Below are 15,826 nucleotides of genomic sequence, written 5' to 3' on the forward strand. Positions count from 1 at the left end.
TCGTCGGAGACCACCTGACGAACGCCGCCGTCGAGCACCCGCTCGGCGGCGGCGTTCGCGCATCCGCTGCCGGTGGCCGTCGGCTCGCGTAACGTGCGGTCCATGCCGAAGTCGCTCTTCTGGACCAGGACCGACACCGCCGGCTCCGAGCACGTGGTGCTCGACGACCGCGAGGGGCTGACCGCGCAGGGCGTGGCGCTGGCGGTCGACCCGATTCCCTACACCTGCCGCTACCGCCTGACGATCGCGCGGGACTGGTCGACCAATCGGTTGGAGGTCGACGCGGACGGCGCCGGCTGGGCGCGGAGCGTACGCCTGGAGCGCGGTCGGGACGGGTGGCGCGTGCGTACCGGTGAGGAGGGTGACCTGGACGCGGCGTTGCGCGCGGCCGGGCATCCGCCGGCGGGCCTGCCCGGCACGGACGACCCGGACCGGCTGGCCGAGGCGCTCGACGTCGACCTGGGCGGCTCCCCGCTGACCAACACGCTGCCGATCCGCCGGATCGGGCTGGGCCGGCTCCCGGCCGACCTCGCGACGAGCGTGGCGGTCGCGTGGGTGCTGCTGCCGGGCCTGTCCGTGGTGCCGGCCGAGCAGGTCTACACCTCGCTCGGCCCGGGTCGGGTCCGCTTCGCCAGCGGCACCTTCAGCGCCGACCTCCAGGTCGACCCGGACGGTTTCGTGGTGCGCTACCCGGGGCTGGCCGAGCGGGTCGAGGACCGCTGAGCGCTCAGGTCGGCCAGGCGCCGTCGGTCAGGAACCGGTCGACGGCGGCGCGGTACGGGGCGAGGTCGAGTCCCTGCGCGGCCACCCACTCGTCGGAGTAGTAGGTGTCGGCGTAGCGGTCGCCCGGGTCGCAGATCAGGGTGACCACCGAACCGGTGCGGCCGGCTTCGCGCATCTCCGCGATCAGCCCGAACGCGCCCCAGAGGTTGGTGCCGGTGGAGCCGCCCACCCGGCGGCCGAGCACCGCCGAGCCGGCCCGCATCGCGGCCAGCGACGCCGCGTCCGGCACCTGCACCATCCGGTCCACCACGCTGGGCAGGAAGGACGGTTCGACGCCGGGCCGGCCGATGCCCTCGATCCGGGAGCCACGATCGGTGCGGACCGACCAGTCACCGGCCTGCCAGGCCGGGTAGAACGCGGAGTTCTCCGGGTCGACCACGCACAGCTTGGTGGGTAGCCGGCGGTAGCGGGCGTACCGGCCGATGGTGGCGCTGGTGCCGCCGGTGCCCGCACCCACCACGACCCAGGCCGGCACCGGGTGCCGCTCCAGCGCGAGCTGGGCGTAGATCGACTCGGCGATGTTGTTGTTGCCCCGCCAGTCGGTGGCCCGCTCCGCGTAGGTGAACTGGTCCATGTAGTGCCCACCGGTGTCCTCGGCCAGCCAGCGCGCCTCGATCACCACCTTGGCCGGGTCCTCGACCAGGTGGCAGCGCCCGCCCTGGAACTCGATCTGGGCGATCTTCTCGGGCGAGGTGGAGGCGGGCATGACGGCGATGAACGGCAGCCCGAGCATCCGCGCGAAATACGCCTCACTGACCGCCGTCGACCCGGACGACGCCTCGACGACGGTGGTGTCGCGGCCGATCCAGCCGTTGCACAGGCCGTAGAGGAACAGTGATCGGGCCAGCCGGTGCTTGAGCGAGCCGGTCGGGTGCACCGACTCGTCCTTGAGGTAGAGGTCGATCCCCCACGCCCGAGGCAGCGGGAAGGGCAGCAGGTGGGTGTCGGCGGAGCGGTTGGCGTCCGCCTCGACCGTGGCGATCGCCTCGGTCAGCCAGCGCCGGCCGGCCTCGTCACACCGGTCGAGATGAGTCACGCCGGCAACGTTACAAGCGAGGTGGGCTCGCGTCCGGCCGGACCCGGCGGGCCTGCCGGCGCTGCCCGGCCCGCCCGGCGGCCCGCACCGCCGGGGTCAGGGCCAGGGCGAGCCGGGGGTACGCGTCGAGCAGCCGCACCTGCGCGCCGCGCCAACGCGGCAGGCTGACCACCGGGCGGGGGCGGCGGGCGAGGCGTACCGCCCGGGCGGCGACCCGCTCGGGCGTGAGCAGCGACCCGGTGAAGGAGGCCAACGCGCCGGGGTCGTCGAGCTTGTCGTGCAGCATCGGCGTCCAGATCCCGTCCGGGCACAGGCAAGACACGTGTACGCCCCGGACGCCGGCCATCCGCAGGTCGCTCAGCGTGCCGAGACTGAACGCCAGCAGCGCGTGCTTGCTGGCCGCGTAGACGGTCTCGCCGGGCGCGGCGATCAGCCCGGCCAGCGAGACGACGTTGAGCACGTGCCCGTGGCCCTGCTCCCGCATCACCGCCACGGCGGCCAGCGTGCCGTTCATCGCGCCGAGCGCGTTGACCTCCACCACCCGGCGTCGGGTCGGCGCGTCGTGCCCCCAGGCGGGGCCGGTGACCAGGATGCCGGCGTTGTTCACCCAGAGCCCGAGCCCGTCCGGCGCGCCGCCCGCCTCGGCGGCCACCGCGGCGCAGGCGGCCTCGTCACGAACGTCGAGGGGTCGGGACCAGCCGCCCAGCGGCCCGGCGGCGTCGGCGGCCGCCGCGGCGTCGACGTCGGTCAGCAGCACCCGCCAGCCGTCGGCGTGCAGCGCGGCGGCGAGCGCGCGGCCCAGCCCGCCGGCCGCCCCGGTCACCACGGCGGCACCCCGCCTCGAGGTCGTCATCGGCGCACGCTAACCGCCCGGACCGGGATCCGGCCAGGGTCAGGCGGTCGGGGGTTCGAGCGGCTGCGGGCGGTTCTCCCACTTGGTCGACAGGGCGATGCCGGTGCGGGTGGACGCGACCCCCGGCGTGCGGTTGAGCCGCACGATCAGCTGCTCCAGCTCGGCGATGGTGCCCACCCGCGCCTTGAGCAGGAAGGACTCGACCCCGGCCATGAAGTAGCAGGACTCGATCTCGGGGATCAGGCGGAACGCCTCCAGCACGTCGTCGGTGTCCGCGTCGGAGTCCTCCACGATGCCGATCAGCGCGGTGACGCCGAGCCCGATCGCCTCCGGCTCGATCTCGGCCCGGTAGGCGCGGATCACCCCACCGGACTCCAGCTTGCCGACCCGCTCGTGCACGGCGGGGGCGGAGAGGCCGACCTGCCGGGCCAGCTCGGCGTAGGACAGGCGGGCGTTTCCGCGCAGCAGTTCCACGAGGCTCAGGTCGATCGTGTCCACGGAGAGTGACCCTATCGGTTTGGGCGTGACCGGACGTGGTCGGCACCCGTTGAACATGACGTCACGTCGCCATTCACAAACGCGCGGTCACGGGGGTTCTACGCCGGTACCATTTACTAACTTTCCCACTGTGTGCGTTTTTCGCGTTTGGCGGACACGCCCGGTCGCTGGTGCTGTAATTGCCATACGTCCCTCATGACGGCTCTGGGCTCGCACCGGCCGGGGGCAGTGTGTTCAGCCGGGGGCTTCGTCGACGCGAGGAGGGGGCTGTGGACACTGGAGATCGCCTGCTGACACCGGGTGAGGTCGCTGCGCTGTTTCGGGTTGACCCGAAGACCGTGACCAGATGGGCAGCGGCCGGCCGGATCGGCAGCATCCGGACTCCAGGCGGGCATCGCCGGTTTCGGGAATCCGAGGTGCGGGCCCTGCTAGAGGGGGAGGGCATGCTGGACGAGGCGGAGGACATGGGAAAGGCCCGCAACGTGGGCCCTACCGCCTCGACCGGACCCGGCCCGGCGAACGCCGGCATGTACTGAAGCGATCGGGGCGCGGTCGGGCCGGTCGGCCGGGCCGCGCCCCGACCGGTCACGGGCCGTCCGGGGCGTCGGCGTCCCGGCGGGCCGCGGCCAGCTCACCCGACCAGCGCCGGAACAACGTGTGTGGGACGCCGAGCGCGTCGAGCACCTTGCCGGCCACGAAGTCGACAAGCTGCCCGGCGGAGGCCGCCGCCCCGGCGCCGTAGAAGCCCGGGCTGGCCGGCAGCACCACCGCGCCGGCGTCGTGCAAGGCGATGAGATGCTCCAGGTGGCTGCGGGTCACCGGCGTCTCCCGGGGCACCATCACGACCGGCCGACGTTCCTTGAGGTTCACCTCGGCGGCGCGTTGCAGCAGGTCCTTGGAGAGTCCGATGGCGATGCCGGCGCAGGCCGCGGTGCTGGCGGGCACGACCACCATCCCGCGCACCGGGTAGGAGCCGCTGCTGGGGCCGGCCGCCAGGTCGCCGGCGGGCCAGTGCCGCAGGTCCGCCCCGGCCAGGTCCCGGTCGAGCCAGGCGGCCAGGTCCGCGGCCCAGTGCGCGTCCCGGAACGGCCGGCCGGTCTCGTCGAGGACGGTCAGCCGGGCGGCCCGGGAGACGATCAGGTCCACCGGCTGGCCGGCGTCGAGCAGGCCGCGGACGACCGCCGCCGCGTACGGGGTTCCGGAGGCGCCGGAGACGCCGACCACCCATGGTTCGCGCATGCCGTCAAGCCTGCCAGGCCAAATGTCCGACGGGTCGACGGGGCTTCCCGGGCCGTGGGATTCTTCTGTCCGGCGATCCCCCGTTACGGAAGGGCCCCGGTGATGACGGCTGCGGTGCTGCGCGCGCTGCGCTCCGACTGCCCCGTCCCGCCCCGGCTCTCGCCGTACGCCGACGAGGCGCAGGCGTGGCTGGTCGGCCGGCTCGACCGGCTCGGCCTGCCACTGGATCCGGGCACCCGCCGCAAGCTGGCCCGGGCCGGCTTCGCCAGGTACGCCGGCCGGCTCTACCCGGACGCCACCGGGCCCGACCTGCGGGTGCTGGCCGCGCTGTTCACCTGGTTCTTCCTGGTCGACGACGCCTGCGACGGCCCGGACCGGCTGGCCCCGGCGCAGATCCGCGCGTTGCGCGACGGCGCGCTGGCGCTGCTCCGCGACGGCCCTCGGACCCGGCACCCCGGTTTCTCCGGCCCGCTGCGCCGGCTGCTGGTGCAGGCGTGGCGGGAGCCGCGCCGGCGGATGCCGGCCCGCTGGCGACTACGGTTCGCCGACGCCGTGGCCGACCACCTCGACGGCGTGGCCCGGGAGGCCGCCGCCACCTCGGCCGGCCGCCCGCCCGGCGTGGCCGAGTACGTGCGGCTGCGCCGGGCCACGTCGGCGGCGTACGTGTCGTACCCCCTGATCGAGTTCGCCTCCGGTCGGCCGCTGCCCGACGCGGTCTACCACCACCCGGCGTTGCGCCGGCACGCCGACCTCGCCAACGACCTGCTCTCCTGGTTCAACGACATCGCATCGCTGGAGCGTGACGTGGCCACCGGCGGCGGGCACAACCTGGTGCTCGCGGTGGCCGGCGAGCGGGGCGTGCCGCTACCGGTGGCGGTGGACCTGGTGGCCGGGCACTGGCGTGCCGAGATGACCCGCTTCATGGCGGTGCGCGCGGCGGTGCCGTCGTTCGGCCCGGCGCTGGACGAGGCGGTCACCGCCCACCTCGACGGGGTGGCCGCCGCGGTGCGCGGCACTGTCGACTGGACGCTGGAGAGCGCCCGCTACCCGGTCGCCGCGACGCCCTGACCGGCACGCCGCCGACCGGGCGCGGTCAGGGCCGCAGGCCGAGCCGGACCACCAGGTCGAGCAGGGCGAGCAGGAACAACGCGATGCCGACGAACCCGTTGGCGGTGAAGAACGCCCGGTTGACCTTGCTCAGGTCGGTGGGGCTGACCACCAGGTGCTGGTAGCCGAAGGCGACCGCGGTGAGCGCCAGGCCGATCCACCAGAGCCAGCCGAAGCCGACGAGCGCGCCGAACCAGATGAACAGCGCGAACGTCACCACGTGCGCGGCGGTGGAGGCGTGCAGCGCGAAGCGCCGGCCGTAGCGGGCCGGGACGCTGCGCACCCCGATCTCCCGGTCGATCTCCGAGTCCTGGCAGGCGTAGATCAGGTCGAAGCCGCCGATCCAGAGGCCGACCGCCGCGCCCAGCAACCATGCCGGCCCGGAGCCGGCGAGCGTGCCGGTGACCGCCAGCCAGGCGCCGACCGGGCCGACCGCCTGGGCGACCGCGAGGATGGCGTGCGGCCAGTCGGTGAACCGCTTGCCGTACGGATAGACCACCAGCGGCACCACGGCCAGCGGGGCGAGCGCCAGGCAGAGCGGGTTGAGCAGGGCGGCGGCGGCCAGGAAGACCACGAGCGCGACGGCCGCGCCGGTCCAGGCCGTGCGCACGCTCACCGCCCCGGTTACCAGTTCCCGGTTCGCGGTACGCGGGTTCCGGGCGTCGATCCGCCGGTCGAGGATCCGGTTGGCGGCCATCGCGAACGTCCGCGCGCCGACCATCGCCACGGTGATCAACAGCAGGTCACCCCAGCGCACCCGCCCGCCGTTCACCTGCATGGCGGTCAACGCGGACAGGTACGCGAACGGCAGCGCGAACACCGAGTGCTCGATCGCGACGAGGTTGAGGAAGGACGTGACCCGGCCGGGCCGCTCCGCCAGCGCGGTCATCGGATTCCGTACTCCTGCCAGCGCTTGTCGACCAGGGAGACCACCTCGGGGGACATCCGCATCTCCTCCGGCCAGCCTCGGGTGTAGCCCTCGGTGGGCAGTTTGCGGGTGGCGTCCACACCCGCCTTGCCGCCCCAGAACTGCTGGTACGAGGCGTGGTCCAGGTGGTCCACCGGCCCCTCGGTGAGGAGCAGGTCCCGGGCGTAGTCGACGTTGCCGAAGGCGCGGAAGGCGACCTCGTGGTAGTCGTGCACGTCGCAGTCCTCGTCGACGATCACGATCAGCTTGGTCAGCGACATCATGTGCGCGCCCCAGATCGCGTTCATCACCTTCTGGGCGTGCTTCGGGTAGCGCTTGCGGATCGAGACGATCGCGCAGTTGTGGAAGACCCCGGCGGCGGGCAGGTCGTAGTCGACGATGTCCGGGATCAGGAAACGCAGCAGCGGCGCGAAGATCCGCTCGGTGGCCTTGCCGAGGCCGTGGTCCTCCTGCGGCGGCTGGGACGTGACGATCGAGTGGTAGACCGGGTCGCGCTGCATGGTCATGGTCTCGATGTGCAGCACCGGGAACGGCTCGACCGGCGTGTAGAAGCCGGTGTGGTCGCCGAACGGCCCCTCGGGCAGCCGCTCGCCCGGCTCCAGGTAGCCCTCCAGCACGACCTGCGCGTGCGCCGGCACCTGCAACGGGACGGTGAGGCAGTCGACCATCTCGACCCGTTCACCGCGCAGGAACCCGGCGAACAGGTATTCGTCGATGTCGGCGGGGAGCGGCGCGCTGGCGGCGTAGGCGACCGCCGGGTCGGCGCCGATCGCGACCGCCACCGGCAGCCGCTGGCCGAGCCGCTCGGCGACCGCGTGGTGCGCGGTGGAGTTCTTGTGGATCTGCCAGTGCATGCCGAGCGTGTTCCGGCCGTGCTGCTGGAGCCGGTAGAGGCCGAGGTTGCGCTTGCCGGTCTCGGGGTGCTTGGTGTGGGTCAACCCGAAGTTGTGGAAGATCCCGCCGTCGCCCGGCCAGACCTGGAGCCCCGGCAGCCGGTTCAGGTCGACGTCGTCGCCGCGGTAGACCACCTGCTGGCAGGGGGCGGTCCGGACCTTCCTCGGCGGCATCGACTTGAGCTGCATGACCTTGCCGAGGCCGCCCATCATGCCGGCGAAGCCCTGCGGCAGCTCCGGCTTGAGCATCTCGCCGATCCGCTCGCCGATCTCGTCGAGCCGCTCGACGCCGAGCGCCATGGCCATCCGCTTCTCGGTGCCGAAGAGGTTGACCGCCACCGGCATCTCACCCCGGGTGGGGCGCTCGAACAGCAGGGCCGGGCCGTCGGCGCGGACGGTGCGGGTGACCACCTCGCTCATCTCCAGCGTGGGGTCGACCGGGACGCTCACCCGCCGCAGCTCACCGGCGCGTTCCAGCGCCGCGAGGAAGTCCTTGAGATCGTCGTACGGGAACCCACGCGCCATGCCCCCATCCTCCCCCACCGCTGCGCGGTGTAAGGAGGGGCCCCTTATTAACGCCTCCGGTAGAGGAGGGGCCCCCTGTTAACAACCCGCTTCGCGGGACGGAGGTCGTCCGAGGTGGTCGCCCCGGACCTGCGCGGCTTCGGTGACAGCGATGCCCCGCCCGGCGGATACCACAAGAAGACGGTCGCCACCGACCTGCACCGGCTGTTGACCGGCATCGACCTGGCCGGGCACGAAGCTGCCGATGCCAGTGCTCGCCATCGGCGCGCAGGCCAGCCTGGGCGGCCCGGTGGCCGAGCAGGTCCGGCGCACTCGGTCACCGGTGCGGTGGTCGAGGAGTGCGGCCACTGGCTGTGCGAGGAACAGCCGGCGAAGCTGGCCGCGCTGCTGCTGCCGTTCCTCAAGGGTTGACGAGCGCTCAGCGCCGGCGGGTCGACTCGACGAACGCGCGCCAGGCGGCCGGGCGGAAGGCCAGCACGCCGCCGTCGCGGTCCTTGCTGTCGCGTACGCCGACCACGCCGGCAAGGTTGTCGGCCACCTCGACGCAGTCGCCGCCGTTGGTGCTGCTCCGGGTGCTGGTGCGCCACCGGGCGCCGGTCAGGTCCGCCATGTCTCCGCCACCTCCGCTAGCAACGCCATCGACTGCCGGGGCGGCAGCGCCTCCCCCTCGATCGACTCCCAGGACGACCGGACCGCCAGCACGTCCTCGGTGTGGTCGATCACCTGCCCCTTGAGTTGGTCGTCCAGATAGGCGACATCCTCCCCGGAGGGGAGCGTAGCAAGCACGAACGCCCCGGAGACACCGGAATACGCGCCGACCGAGGCGGGCACCACCTGGAGCCGCACCCGGGGGCGCTCGGTGGCCAGCTTGACCAGCCGCAGCGCCTGCTCCCGCATCACCAGCGGGCCACCGACCGGTCGGCGCAGCACGTGCTCGTCGAGCACCGCGACGAGTTGCGGCGGCCGGTCGGCGGTCAGCACCGCCTGCCGCGCCAGCCGGGCCTCCACCCGCCGCTCCACCTCCGCCTCGTCGAACAGGCCGACGCTGCGGAACAGCGCGCGGGCGTAGGCCGACGTCTGCAACAGCCCGGGCACCACCGTGTTCTGGTACGACCGGAGCACGGTGGCCTGCCGCTCGTTGGCCTCCCACTCCCGCATCCACTGCGGTGACCCGAGGCGGGTCAGCATCCGACCGAACGCGCCGCCGGTGTCGAGCGCCACGTCGGCCCGGTCCCAGAAGTCCGGTGGCGGCTTGCGTGCCCCGGTCTCGACCATCGCCACCGTCGACGGCGAATAGCTGATCGCCTTCGCCAGATCCTCCTGGGTCATCCGCCGGGCCGCCCGCATGTGCCGCAGCTCCTCGATCAGCACCTGTAAGCGCTCGTCCATCCCGCACGCCTCCTCACCGTCGCGTCCGCGCGTCTCACCGACCTCACCGGCAGCCCGTAACGGCACACAGGGCGACCGAAAGCCTTCTGAGAGTAGCCCCGCCGTTACCAGACTGTGCACAACGGAATCGCCCGGATCCGACCCGAGAGGACGGACGAGACCGTGGCGGGGCCGGCCGGCAGGTCGGCCCCGCTTCCAGGACCTGCGACGAGGAGGGGAGCGCGCGATGACGCGACGCCACGACCCGCACCGGCCGTTGTGGCTCTGCCGGGCCTGCGGCGGCCCGTGGCCGTGCGGCGCCGCCCGGCTCACCCTCCTGTCCGAGTACGGGGACAGCCGCGTCGCGTTGTCCATCTATCTCGCCGGGATGCTCTACACCGCCGTCGAGGACCTGTACCGGCTCGACCCGGACGACGCGCCGAAGCCCGGCGCGTTGCACGAACGCTTCCTCGGCTGGGCCGCCCCACGCCGGCCCAGCGGCTAAGGAGGGGCCCCCGCTTAACGCATTCGGTAGAGGCGGGGCCCCTTCTTAACCACGCACCTCAGGCGGCCGGCGTCCAGGCGTACCCCCGGAGGGGTTCGTCGAGCGGCGCGGCGGTGAGCCGGTTCGCGAACGTCGAGATGGTGTACGTGCCGACGCCGAGCACGACGTCGAGCGCGTGCCGTGGCTGCCAGCCGGCGGCGAGCAGCGCGTCCAGCTCGGCATCCGGAACCGCGCCCCGGTGGTCGAGCACGGCGACGGTGAACCGGCGCAGCGCCTCCAGCCGGGGTTCGGGCACCGGGTCGCCGGCCCGCAGCGCGTCGATGAGCGCGGGGTCGCCGCCGAGCCGGGCGAGCGTCGCGGTGTGCATGGCCACGCAGAGGTGGCATGCGTTGCGGGTGGCGACGGTCAGCACGACCACCTCTCGGGCGACCGGGTCGAGGTCGGTGGCGTCGAACGCGGCGGTGGCGGCGAGGAAGCCCTTGAGCAGTTCCGGTGATTCGGCCATCAGGCCGACGGCGGTGGGCAGGTGGCCCAGCTTGCGGTGGACGCCGGCCATGACCGGGCGGGCGGCGGCGGGCGCGGTGTCCGGCTCGTACGCGGTGAAGCGCGACATCTCCGGCCCCTCTCGTAAGATAGTCAACGTGGTTGACCAAACCGTAAACGTGGTTGTCGAAGATGGCAACTGACCGTCCCGACTTCGCGCTGCCGCTGCTGCTGCTCGCCGGCTTCCGCACGCTCATCGACGACCTGCACGCCGAGCTGGCCCGGCACGGGCACACCGAGCTGCGCCCGGCGCACGGCTTCGTCCTCCAGGCCGTCGGCCCCGCCGGCACCACCGCCTCCGACCTCGGGCAACGCCTGGGCGTCTCCAAGCAGGCCGCCGGCAAGACGGTGGACCGGCTGGTCGCGCTCGGCTACCTGGAGCGCGTGGACGACCCCGCCGACGCGCGCCGCAAGCTGGTCCGGATGACCCCCCGCGGCCACGACGGGCTGCACCGCTCCGCGGTGGTCTTCGACGAGCTGCGCGACCGCTGGGCGGCCACACTCGGCGCCGACCGGGTCGCGGCCATCGAGGACGACCTGCGCCGGATGGTCCCCGCCGACGTGTTCCGCCTCGACGTCCCCGGCTGGTTCGGCGGCTGAGCCGGGTCGACGCTGTCACCGTGGAGAGTCACGATCGGCGGATGGACGACGCATACGTGGTGGGTGATCCCAACGGTCTCACCCCGCTCCAGACCGAGATCCGCGACGCGGTGGCCCGCGAGCTGCACGCCCAGTTCGCGCTGCGGGCCGACCGCCTCGACCTCGCGGACCTGCCCGAGGTCGCCTACCAGATCACCAGGCGCGTGGACGAGGTGTTGAGCGGGATCACCGGCGCCACACCCTCCGGATAGGTTCAGACGCCGGCGTACGAGTGCAGGCCGGTGAAGAAGAAGTTGACCCCGAACAGGTTCATCAGCATGGTCAGGAAGCCCACCACCGCGATCCAGGTGGCCACGTTGCGCCGCACGCTCGGCGTCGCCCGCGCGTGCAGATAGCCCGCGTAGACCACCCAGGAGATGAACGCCCAGGTCTCCTTCGGGTCCCAACCCCAGGCACGGCCCCAGGCGGCCTCCGCCCAGATCGCCCCCGCGATCACCGCGAACGTGAAGATCGGGAACGCGAAGGCGTGCAGCGTGAAGGTCAACCGCTCCAGCCCGGCCGCCGCCGGCAGCCGGCGGGCCAGGGTGTACGGGAAGCTGCGCCGCCCCTGCTCCCAACCGGCCCGCATCAGGTAGGCGGCAGCGGGCACCACGCCCAGCAGGAAGATGCCAGAGGAGAAGATGATCGTCGACACGTGGATGATGAACCAGTACGACTGGAGCGCCGGCATCAGCGGCACGACCTGCACATAGAGCTTCAGCTCTGCGAACGCGAGCAGCAGCACCATCACCAGGGTCAGGAACAGCCCGAGCCGGCGCAGCGACGGCTGCTTCCAGAGCACCACGAGCCACGCGGCCACCCCGATCCAGGTGACCGTCAGCACGAACTCGTACATGTTGCCCCAGGGCATCCGCTCGGCGGCGATTCCCCGGGTGACCACCGCGCCCAGGTGCAGCGCGGCGCCCAGCACGGTGAGCCAGGCGGCGATCCGCCCGGCCAGCACGGCCCGCTCGCCGGAGCGGTCGGGCCGCGGCGCCACGGCCGGGGCGACCGGCTCGTCGATCGTCCCACCGGCACCGCCGACGCCCGCGCCGACCAGCTCCCGCGCCGGGGCGGCGACCGCCACCTTCCGGGCGTTGCCCAGCGCGAACTCCACGGCATGGCTGATCATCGCGACCAGGTACGCCAGGATCGCGAACGTGACCAACTGGTCGGAGAGTGCGGACATCACTCGTCTCCTTCTCGCGCCCGCCGCCGGTCCGACGCGTCGCCGCTGACCGCGGCGACGAGCTGCGCGAACTCGTCGGCGAACCCTGGGTGCTCGGTGCGCGGCAGCCCACCGGCCTCCACCAAGCTACTACCGCTCGTCGGAGATCCACCCTCGGGGGGCGAAACCCGGAACCAGACCCGGCGGCGGCGGGCGAACAGCGAGCCCATCAGGCCCAGCAGGAGCGTGCCGCTGGCCACCAGCAGGAGCGTCTGCCCGGGCGCGTGCCGCACGGCGAGCGTGACGTACGGCCGGGTGCCGACGAACTCCAGCGTGCTGCCGTCGTCCAGGGTCCACGTCTCACCGGGCCGCAGCAACTTGGTGCCGACCTGCTTGAGCTTGCCGTTGTCGACCTGCCGCTGGTCGAGCTGGTAGACCGAGCCGGGGATGCCGGCGTCGAGCCCGAGGTTGCCCCGGTAGGCGGTCAGGTTGAGCGCCGGGTTCCGCTCGGCGGGGAACCGCGACGCGACGTACGGCGGCTGGTCCCCGGCGGTGGGCAGGTAGAGCCCGTCGAAGGCGACCTGCTGGTCCGCGGCCCGCCTGCCGGTCTTCGGGTCGACGTTCGCGTCCGGGAAGAGGGCCACGCCCTCCTCGGTGGCGTTCGGGTCGCCGGTGCGCAGGAACGGGTCGTCGCTGGTCTGGCTCTTGCCGTAGCGGTCGGTGTACTTCAGCACCGGGGCGTAGCCGTTGCCGAGCAGGTAGACGTTGGCACCGTCGAGCCGCAGCGGTGAGTTGACCGAGAAGCCGGCGGTCCGGGGCGTGCCGCCCGGCGAGTCCACGCTGACCGTGGCCCAGAAGCGGGACGCCTGCCCGGAGTCGAGATAGTCGGCCTCGAACTTCTCCAGCGTCAGGCAGAACGGCGGCAGGTCGGCGCTGTCCACCCGGGGGCCGAGCGACGCCTCGGCGTACTGCTGGCGGGTGTTGCAGAACGCGTTGTCCGCGCCGGCCACCAGGATGCGGTTGCCGTGCCAGCCGTACCAGGAACCGGCCGCGACGCCGAGCAGGACGGCGATCAGCGACGTGTGGAACAGCAGGTTGCCGGTCTCCTTGAGGTAGCCCTTCTCGGCGGAGACCTCGTTGCCGCGGACGGCGACCCGCCACCGGCGGCGGCGCAGCACTGCCGCGATCGCCGCCGGGTCGGCGGCGGCCGGGGACTCCAGCACGGCGTGCTGCGGCAGCCGCTCCAGCCGCTTCGGCGCGGCCGGCGGCCGCATTCGCAGCGCCCGGACATGGTCCCGGGTACGGGGCAGGATGCAGCCGATCAGCGAGGTGAACAGCAGCAGGTAGATCGCGGAGAACCAGACCGAGCCGAAGACCGCGAACGCGCCGATCTGGTCCAGCCGGGGCGCCAGGTCGGGGTGGTCGACGAACCACTGGTCGACCTTCTCCGGGTTGACCCCGCGCTGGGGCAGCACCGAGCCGGGGATGGCGGCGACCGCGAGCAGGAACAGCAGGATCAGCGCGGTACGCATGCTGGTGAGCTGCCGCCAGGAGTTGCGCAGCAGGGCCAGGATCGGGTTGACCCGACGCCGGGGCGCCTCGGCCGGCGGGGTGGTGGGCCGGTCGTCCACTGTCGTCATCAGATGCTCACCTCGCCCACGCCCACGTGCGTCTGCAACCAGATCACCACGTTCAGCCAGCCGCCGGTGACCAGCGCCAGGCCGATCGCGATCAGCAGAGCGCCGCCGACGCGGGTCACCCAGCGGCTGTTGCGCCGGACCGCGCGGAACACCCCGAGCAGGCGTTGGAAGCCCAGCCCGAAGACGACGAAGGGTAGCCCCAGACCCAGGCAGTACGCCACGGCCAGCACCACGGCCCGGTCGGCGCTGCCCTCGGCGGTCGCCAGACCGAGCACCGCGCCGAGCGTCGGGCCGGTGCACGGCAGCCAACTGAGCGCGAAGACCGCGCCGAGGACCGGCGCGCCGAGCAGGCCGGCCGACGGCAGCCACCGGATGCGGAATTCGCGCTGCATGCCGGGGATCACGCCGAGGTAGCCGAGCCCGAGCACCACCACCAGCACGCCGATGACGATCTCCAGCGTGCGCTCGTAGCGGAAGAAGAGCCGGCCGACGCTGGAGAAGAGGATCGCGGTGGACACGAACACGGCGGTGAAGCCGGCGATGAACAGCAGCGTGCCGGCGAGCACCCGCCCCTTCACCGCGGCGGTGGTCCGCGCGGGCGCCGCCCGCTCCGCCACGCTCACGCCGCTGCCGCTGTTAACAGGGGGCCCCGCCTCTACCGGAGGCGTTAAGCGGGGGCCCCTCCTTGCACCTTCCAGGTCGGCGCCGGCCAGGCCGGTGACGTAGGAGAGGTAGCCGGGCATCAGGGGGAGCACGCACGGGGAGAGGAAGCTGACCAGCCCGGCCAGCGCCGCCGCGCCGACCGCGAGCAGCAACGGCCCGGACGAGGCGAGTCGGGCGAACGTCTCACCCATCAGCGGGAGCCGTTCGGCGCCGGCTTCTCGGCGGCGACCTTCGCCACGATCGGCCGCAGCTCGTCCCGGGTCACCGCGCGCCGGATCACCACCGCGACCCGGCCGTCCCGGTCGAGCACCACTGTCGCCGGGGTGAAGTTCGGCGGGATGTCGAAGTTGAGCGCCTGCCGGCTCGACGGGTCGAAAAGGCTCGGATAGGTGATCCCGTAGCTCTCCTCGAACGCGGTCGCCTTGTCCTTGCTGTCCTGCACGTTGATGCCGAGGAACGTCACGCCGGCGTCCTTGGTGGCCTGGAGGGTGGCTTCCAGGTCGTCCGCCTCGGCCCGGCAGGGCGCGCACCAGGAGCCCCAGAAGTTGACCACGACGACCTGGCCACGGTCGCGTGAGATGTCGTAGCTGCCGCCGGTGAGCAGCTCACCGCTCACCTTCGGCGGCTGGGACCGCTGGTCCGGGGCACAGGTCACGGTGAGGCCGTCGGCGGCACACCGGCTCTCCGCGCCGCCGGCGCCACCGGAACCGCCGGAGGTGCAGCCGACCAGCGCCGCCCCGGCGGTGACGGCGGCGAGCAGAGCGGCGGCGAGCCTCCGGGTGAGCATCAGGCCCCCTTGGCCGTCCGGGCGGTCGGCGAGGTCGCGATCAGGTGGGCCGCCGGCTCGGAGTAGCCGATGCCGGCGATCTTGGCGCCGTCGAAGTGGAACGAGGTGAGGCTGGCCAGGCCGCACTGGCGACGGCGCGGGTCGTGCCAGAGCCGCTTGCGCTCGACGTGCCGGCGCAGCGTCCAGATCGGGAGCTGGTGCGAGACGAGCACCGCCTCGCGCCCTTCGGCCGCGACCCGGGCGGCGTGCAGCGCGGCGAACATCCGCTCGGCGATCACCTGGTAGGCCTCGCCCCAGGACGGGGTGACCGGGTCGCGCAGCACCCACCAGTTGCGCGGGTCGCGGAACGAGCCGTCACCCGGCGAGACCTTCTTGCCCTCGAACCAGTTCGCGCTCTCGATCAGCCGCTCGTCGACGCCGACGGAGAGGCCGAACTGCGCCGCGATCGGCTCGGCGGTCTGCTGGGCGCGTTCCAGCGGGCTGGCCACCACGTGCACGATTGTGCGCTCGGCGAGCGCCTGGGCGGCCGCCTTCGCCATCTGCACACCCAGCTCGGAGAGGCGGAAACCGGGCAGCCGGCCGTAGAGGATGCCGTCCGGGTTGTACACCTCGCCGTGCCGCAGCACGTGGACCACCGTCTCCGCCATCTGA

The 15,826-nt window shown here is 72.9% G+C and carries 21 protein-coding genes; 7 read left to right on the plus strand and 14 right to left on the minus strand.

Translation table 11 applies throughout. From position 1 onward, the window contains the following. Positions 1-102 precede the first annotated feature (102 nt). Entirely contained in the window at positions 103-723 is a 621-nt protein-coding gene (locus tag O7618_RS23660; RefSeq protein WP_278108313.1) for a putative glycolipid-binding domain-containing protein, read from the plus strand. A 4-nt stretch (positions 724-727) separates the two neighbouring features. Here the strand turns inward: O7618_RS23660 and O7618_RS23665 are convergent, their stop codons facing one another. Genes O7618_RS23665 through O7618_RS23675 form a run of 3 tightly spaced genes read right to left on the minus strand, consistent with a single transcriptional unit; the run spans position 728 to position 3,170 of the window. Continuing rightward, on the minus strand, positions 728-1,819 hold the full coding sequence (locus O7618_RS23665; RefSeq protein WP_278108314.1) for a PLP-dependent cysteine synthase family protein: 1,092 nt from the start codon (positions 1,817-1,819) through the stop codon (positions 728-730). Positions 1,820-1,829: 10 nt separating this feature from the next. Then, positions 1,830-2,672 carry an SDR family oxidoreductase gene (locus O7618_RS23670; RefSeq protein WP_278108315.1) on the minus strand — a complete coding sequence of 281 codons (843 nt, stop codon included), beginning with the start codon at positions 2,670-2,672 and terminating at the stop codon, positions 1,830-1,832. A 39-nt stretch (positions 2,673-2,711) separates the two neighbouring features. Then, positions 2,712-3,170 carry an Lrp/AsnC family transcriptional regulator gene (locus O7618_RS23675; protein ID WP_278108316.1) on the minus strand — a complete coding sequence of 153 codons (459 nt, stop codon included), beginning with the start codon at positions 3,168-3,170 and terminating at the stop codon, positions 2,712-2,714. A gap of 269 nt (positions 3,171-3,439) precedes the next feature. On the opposite strand from O7618_RS23675, the gene O7618_RS23680 reads away from it, so the two are divergent. Next, the gene (locus tag O7618_RS23680) at positions 3,440-3,706 is read left to right on the plus strand and encodes a BldC family transcriptional regulator (RefSeq protein WP_278108317.1); all 267 of its coding nucleotides are present in this window, start codon (positions 3,440-3,442) and stop codon (positions 3,704-3,706) included. 49 nt (positions 3,707-3,755) lie between these two features. Here the strand turns inward: O7618_RS23680 and O7618_RS23685 are convergent, their stop codons facing one another. Continuing rightward, on the minus strand, positions 3,756-4,409 hold the full coding sequence (locus tag O7618_RS23685; RefSeq protein ID WP_278108319.1) for a UbiX family flavin prenyltransferase: 654 nt from the start codon (positions 4,407-4,409) through the stop codon (positions 3,756-3,758). Positions 4,410-4,511: 102 nt separating this feature from the next. On the opposite strand from O7618_RS23685, the gene O7618_RS23690 reads away from it, so the two are divergent. Continuing rightward, positions 4,512-5,477 (plus strand): terpene synthase, encoded by a 966-nt coding sequence (locus tag O7618_RS23690; protein ID WP_278108320.1) that lies wholly within the window; start codon positions 4,512-4,514, stop codon positions 5,475-5,477. A 25-nt stretch (positions 5,478-5,502) separates the two neighbouring features. Here O7618_RS23690 and mqnP read toward each other — a convergent pair whose 3' ends face one another. Both mqnP and O7618_RS23700 read right to left on the minus strand, forming a co-directional pair. Beyond that, a complete protein-coding gene (gene mqnP, locus O7618_RS23695; protein ID WP_278108321.1) occupies positions 5,503-6,405 on the minus strand; it encodes a menaquinone biosynthesis prenyltransferase MqnP in 903 nt (300 codons plus the stop codon). Then, positions 6,402-7,862 carry a menaquinone biosynthesis decarboxylase gene (locus O7618_RS23700; protein WP_278108322.1) on the minus strand — a complete coding sequence of 487 codons (1,461 nt, stop codon included), beginning with the start codon at positions 7,860-7,862 and terminating at the stop codon, positions 6,402-6,404. Before O7618_RS23700 ends, mqnP begins: the two co-directional genes overlap by 4 nt. A gap of 114 nt (positions 7,863-7,976) precedes the next feature. Here O7618_RS23700 and O7618_RS23705 point away from each other — a divergent pair, with 114 nt between their 5' ends. Further along, positions 7,977-8,273, plus strand: a complete 297-nt coding sequence (locus O7618_RS23705) for a hypothetical protein (protein ID WP_278108323.1) — start codon at positions 7,977-7,979, stop codon at positions 8,271-8,273. A gap of 7 nt (positions 8,274-8,280) precedes the next feature. Here O7618_RS23705 and O7618_RS23710 read toward each other — a convergent pair whose 3' ends face one another. Together O7618_RS23710 and O7618_RS23715 are read right to left on the minus strand one after the other, a co-directional pair. Beyond that, entirely contained in the window at positions 8,281-8,472 is a 192-nt protein-coding gene (locus O7618_RS23710; protein WP_278108324.1) for a DUF397 domain-containing protein, read from the minus strand. Next, positions 8,460-9,251, minus strand: coding sequence for a helix-turn-helix transcriptional regulator (locus O7618_RS23715; protein WP_278108325.1), 792 nt, complete (start codon positions 9,249-9,251; stop codon positions 8,460-8,462). The genes O7618_RS23710 and O7618_RS23715 overlap by 13 nt, the downstream gene beginning before the upstream one ends. A gap of 226 nt (positions 9,252-9,477) precedes the next feature. On the opposite strand from O7618_RS23715, the gene O7618_RS23720 reads away from it, so the two are divergent. After that, positions 9,478-9,735, plus strand: a complete 258-nt coding sequence (locus tag O7618_RS23720) for a hypothetical protein (RefSeq protein WP_278108326.1) — start codon at positions 9,478-9,480, stop codon at positions 9,733-9,735. Positions 9,736-9,793: 58 nt separating this feature from the next. Here O7618_RS23720 and O7618_RS23725 read toward each other — a convergent pair whose 3' ends face one another. Continuing rightward, a complete protein-coding gene (locus O7618_RS23725; RefSeq protein ID WP_278108328.1) occupies positions 9,794-10,348 on the minus strand; it encodes a carboxymuconolactone decarboxylase family protein in 555 nt (184 codons plus the stop codon). Between the two features lie 62 nt (positions 10,349-10,410). Between O7618_RS23725 and O7618_RS23730 the strand changes: the two genes are divergently transcribed. Next, complete coding sequence (locus tag O7618_RS23730; protein WP_278108329.1) at positions 10,411-10,878, plus strand: MarR family transcriptional regulator; 468 nt, start codon at positions 10,411-10,413, stop codon at positions 10,876-10,878. A 41-nt stretch (positions 10,879-10,919) separates the two neighbouring features. Beyond that, positions 10,920-11,129, plus strand: coding sequence for a hypothetical protein (locus O7618_RS23735; RefSeq protein ID WP_278108330.1), 210 nt, complete (start codon positions 10,920-10,922; stop codon positions 11,127-11,129). 2 nt (positions 11,130-11,131) lie between these two features. On the opposite strand, the gene ccsB is transcribed toward O7618_RS23735, so the two are convergent. The 5 genes from ccsB to O7618_RS23760 are packed head-to-tail and all read right to left on the minus strand — an operon-like array spanning position 11,132 to position 15,822. Further along, positions 11,132-12,106, minus strand: a complete 975-nt coding sequence (ccsB, locus tag O7618_RS23740) for a c-type cytochrome biogenesis protein CcsB (protein ID WP_278108331.1) — start codon at positions 12,104-12,106, stop codon at positions 11,132-11,134. Then, positions 12,106-13,725 (minus strand): cytochrome c biogenesis protein ResB, encoded by a 1,620-nt coding sequence (locus O7618_RS23745; protein ID WP_278108332.1) that lies wholly within the window; start codon positions 13,723-13,725, stop codon positions 12,106-12,108. Before O7618_RS23745 ends, ccsB begins: the two co-directional genes overlap by 1 nt. Next, complete coding sequence (locus O7618_RS23750; protein ID WP_278108333.1) at positions 13,725-14,579, minus strand: cytochrome c biogenesis protein CcdA; 855 nt, start codon at positions 14,577-14,579, stop codon at positions 13,725-13,727. Before O7618_RS23750 ends, O7618_RS23745 begins: the two co-directional genes overlap by 1 nt. Beyond that, positions 14,579-15,175: a TlpA disulfide reductase family protein gene (locus O7618_RS23755; RefSeq protein ID WP_278108334.1), complete on the minus strand. Its 597-nt coding sequence runs from the start codon at positions 15,173-15,175 to the stop codon at positions 14,579-14,581. The genes O7618_RS23750 and O7618_RS23755 overlap by 1 nt, the downstream gene beginning before the upstream one ends. Next, positions 15,175-15,822, minus strand: coding sequence for a histidine phosphatase family protein (locus O7618_RS23760; protein WP_278108335.1), 648 nt, complete (start codon positions 15,820-15,822; stop codon positions 15,175-15,177). The genes O7618_RS23755 and O7618_RS23760 overlap by 1 nt, the downstream gene beginning before the upstream one ends. Positions 15,823-15,826 lie beyond the last annotated feature (4 nt).

The organism is Micromonospora sp. WMMD980 (genome assembly GCF_029626035.1).
Classification (GTDB): domain Bacteria; phylum Actinomycetota; class Actinomycetes; order Mycobacteriales; family Micromonosporaceae; genus Micromonospora.

Bases quoted from the DNA above. Each gene is read 5' to 3' on its own strand.
- O7618_RS23700 (WP_278108322.1), bottom strand. From the start codon at position 7,862: ATGGCGCGTGGGTTCCCGTACGACGATCTCAAGGACTTCCTCGCGGCG.
- ccsB (WP_278108331.1), bottom strand. From the start codon at position 12,106: ATGTCCGCACTCTCCGACCAGTTGGTCACGTTCGCGATCCTGGCGTAC.
- mqnP (WP_278108321.1), bottom strand. From the start codon at position 6,405: ATGACCGCGCTGGCGGAGCGGCCCGGCCGGGTCACGTCCTTCCTCAAC.
- O7618_RS23760 (WP_278108335.1), bottom strand. From the start codon at position 15,822: ATGGCGGAGACGGTGGTCCACGTGCTGCGGCACGGCGAGGTGTACAAC.
- O7618_RS23755 (WP_278108334.1), bottom strand. From the start codon at position 15,175: ATGCTCACCCGGAGGCTCGCCGCCGCTCTGCTCGCCGCCGTCACCGCC.
- O7618_RS23750 (WP_278108333.1), bottom strand. From the start codon at position 14,579: ATGGGTGAGACGTTCGCCCGACTCGCCTCGTCCGGGCCGTTGCTGCTC.
- O7618_RS23715 (WP_278108325.1), bottom strand. From the start codon at position 9,251: ATGGACGAGCGCTTACAGGTGCTGATCGAGGAGCTGCGGCACATGCGG.
- O7618_RS23690 (WP_278108320.1), top strand. From the start codon at position 4,512: ATGACGGCTGCGGTGCTGCGCGCGCTGCGCTCCGACTGCCCCGTCCCG.
- O7618_RS23670 (WP_278108315.1), bottom strand. From the start codon at position 2,672: ATGACGACCTCGAGGCGGGGTGCCGCCGTGGTGACCGGGGCGGCCGGC.
- O7618_RS23725 (WP_278108328.1), bottom strand. From the start codon at position 10,348: ATGTCGCGCTTCACCGCGTACGAGCCGGACACCGCGCCCGCCGCCGCC.
- O7618_RS23745 (WP_278108332.1), bottom strand. From the start codon at position 13,725: ATGACGACAGTGGACGACCGGCCCACCACCCCGCCGGCCGAGGCGCCC.
- O7618_RS23660 (WP_278108313.1), top strand. From the start codon at position 103: ATGCCGAAGTCGCTCTTCTGGACCAGGACCGACACCGCCGGCTCCGAG.
- O7618_RS23685 (WP_278108319.1), bottom strand. From the start codon at position 4,409: ATGCGCGAACCATGGGTGGTCGGCGTCTCCGGCGCCTCCGGAACCCCG.
- O7618_RS23720 (WP_278108326.1), top strand. From the start codon at position 9,478: ATGACGCGACGCCACGACCCGCACCGGCCGTTGTGGCTCTGCCGGGCC.
- O7618_RS23735 (WP_278108330.1), top strand. From the start codon at position 10,920: ATGGACGACGCATACGTGGTGGGTGATCCCAACGGTCTCACCCCGCTC.
- O7618_RS23710 (WP_278108324.1), bottom strand. From the start codon at position 8,472: ATGGCGGACCTGACCGGCGCCCGGTGGCGCACCAGCACCCGGAGCAGC.
- O7618_RS23730 (WP_278108329.1), top strand. From the start codon at position 10,411: ATGGCAACTGACCGTCCCGACTTCGCGCTGCCGCTGCTGCTGCTCGCC.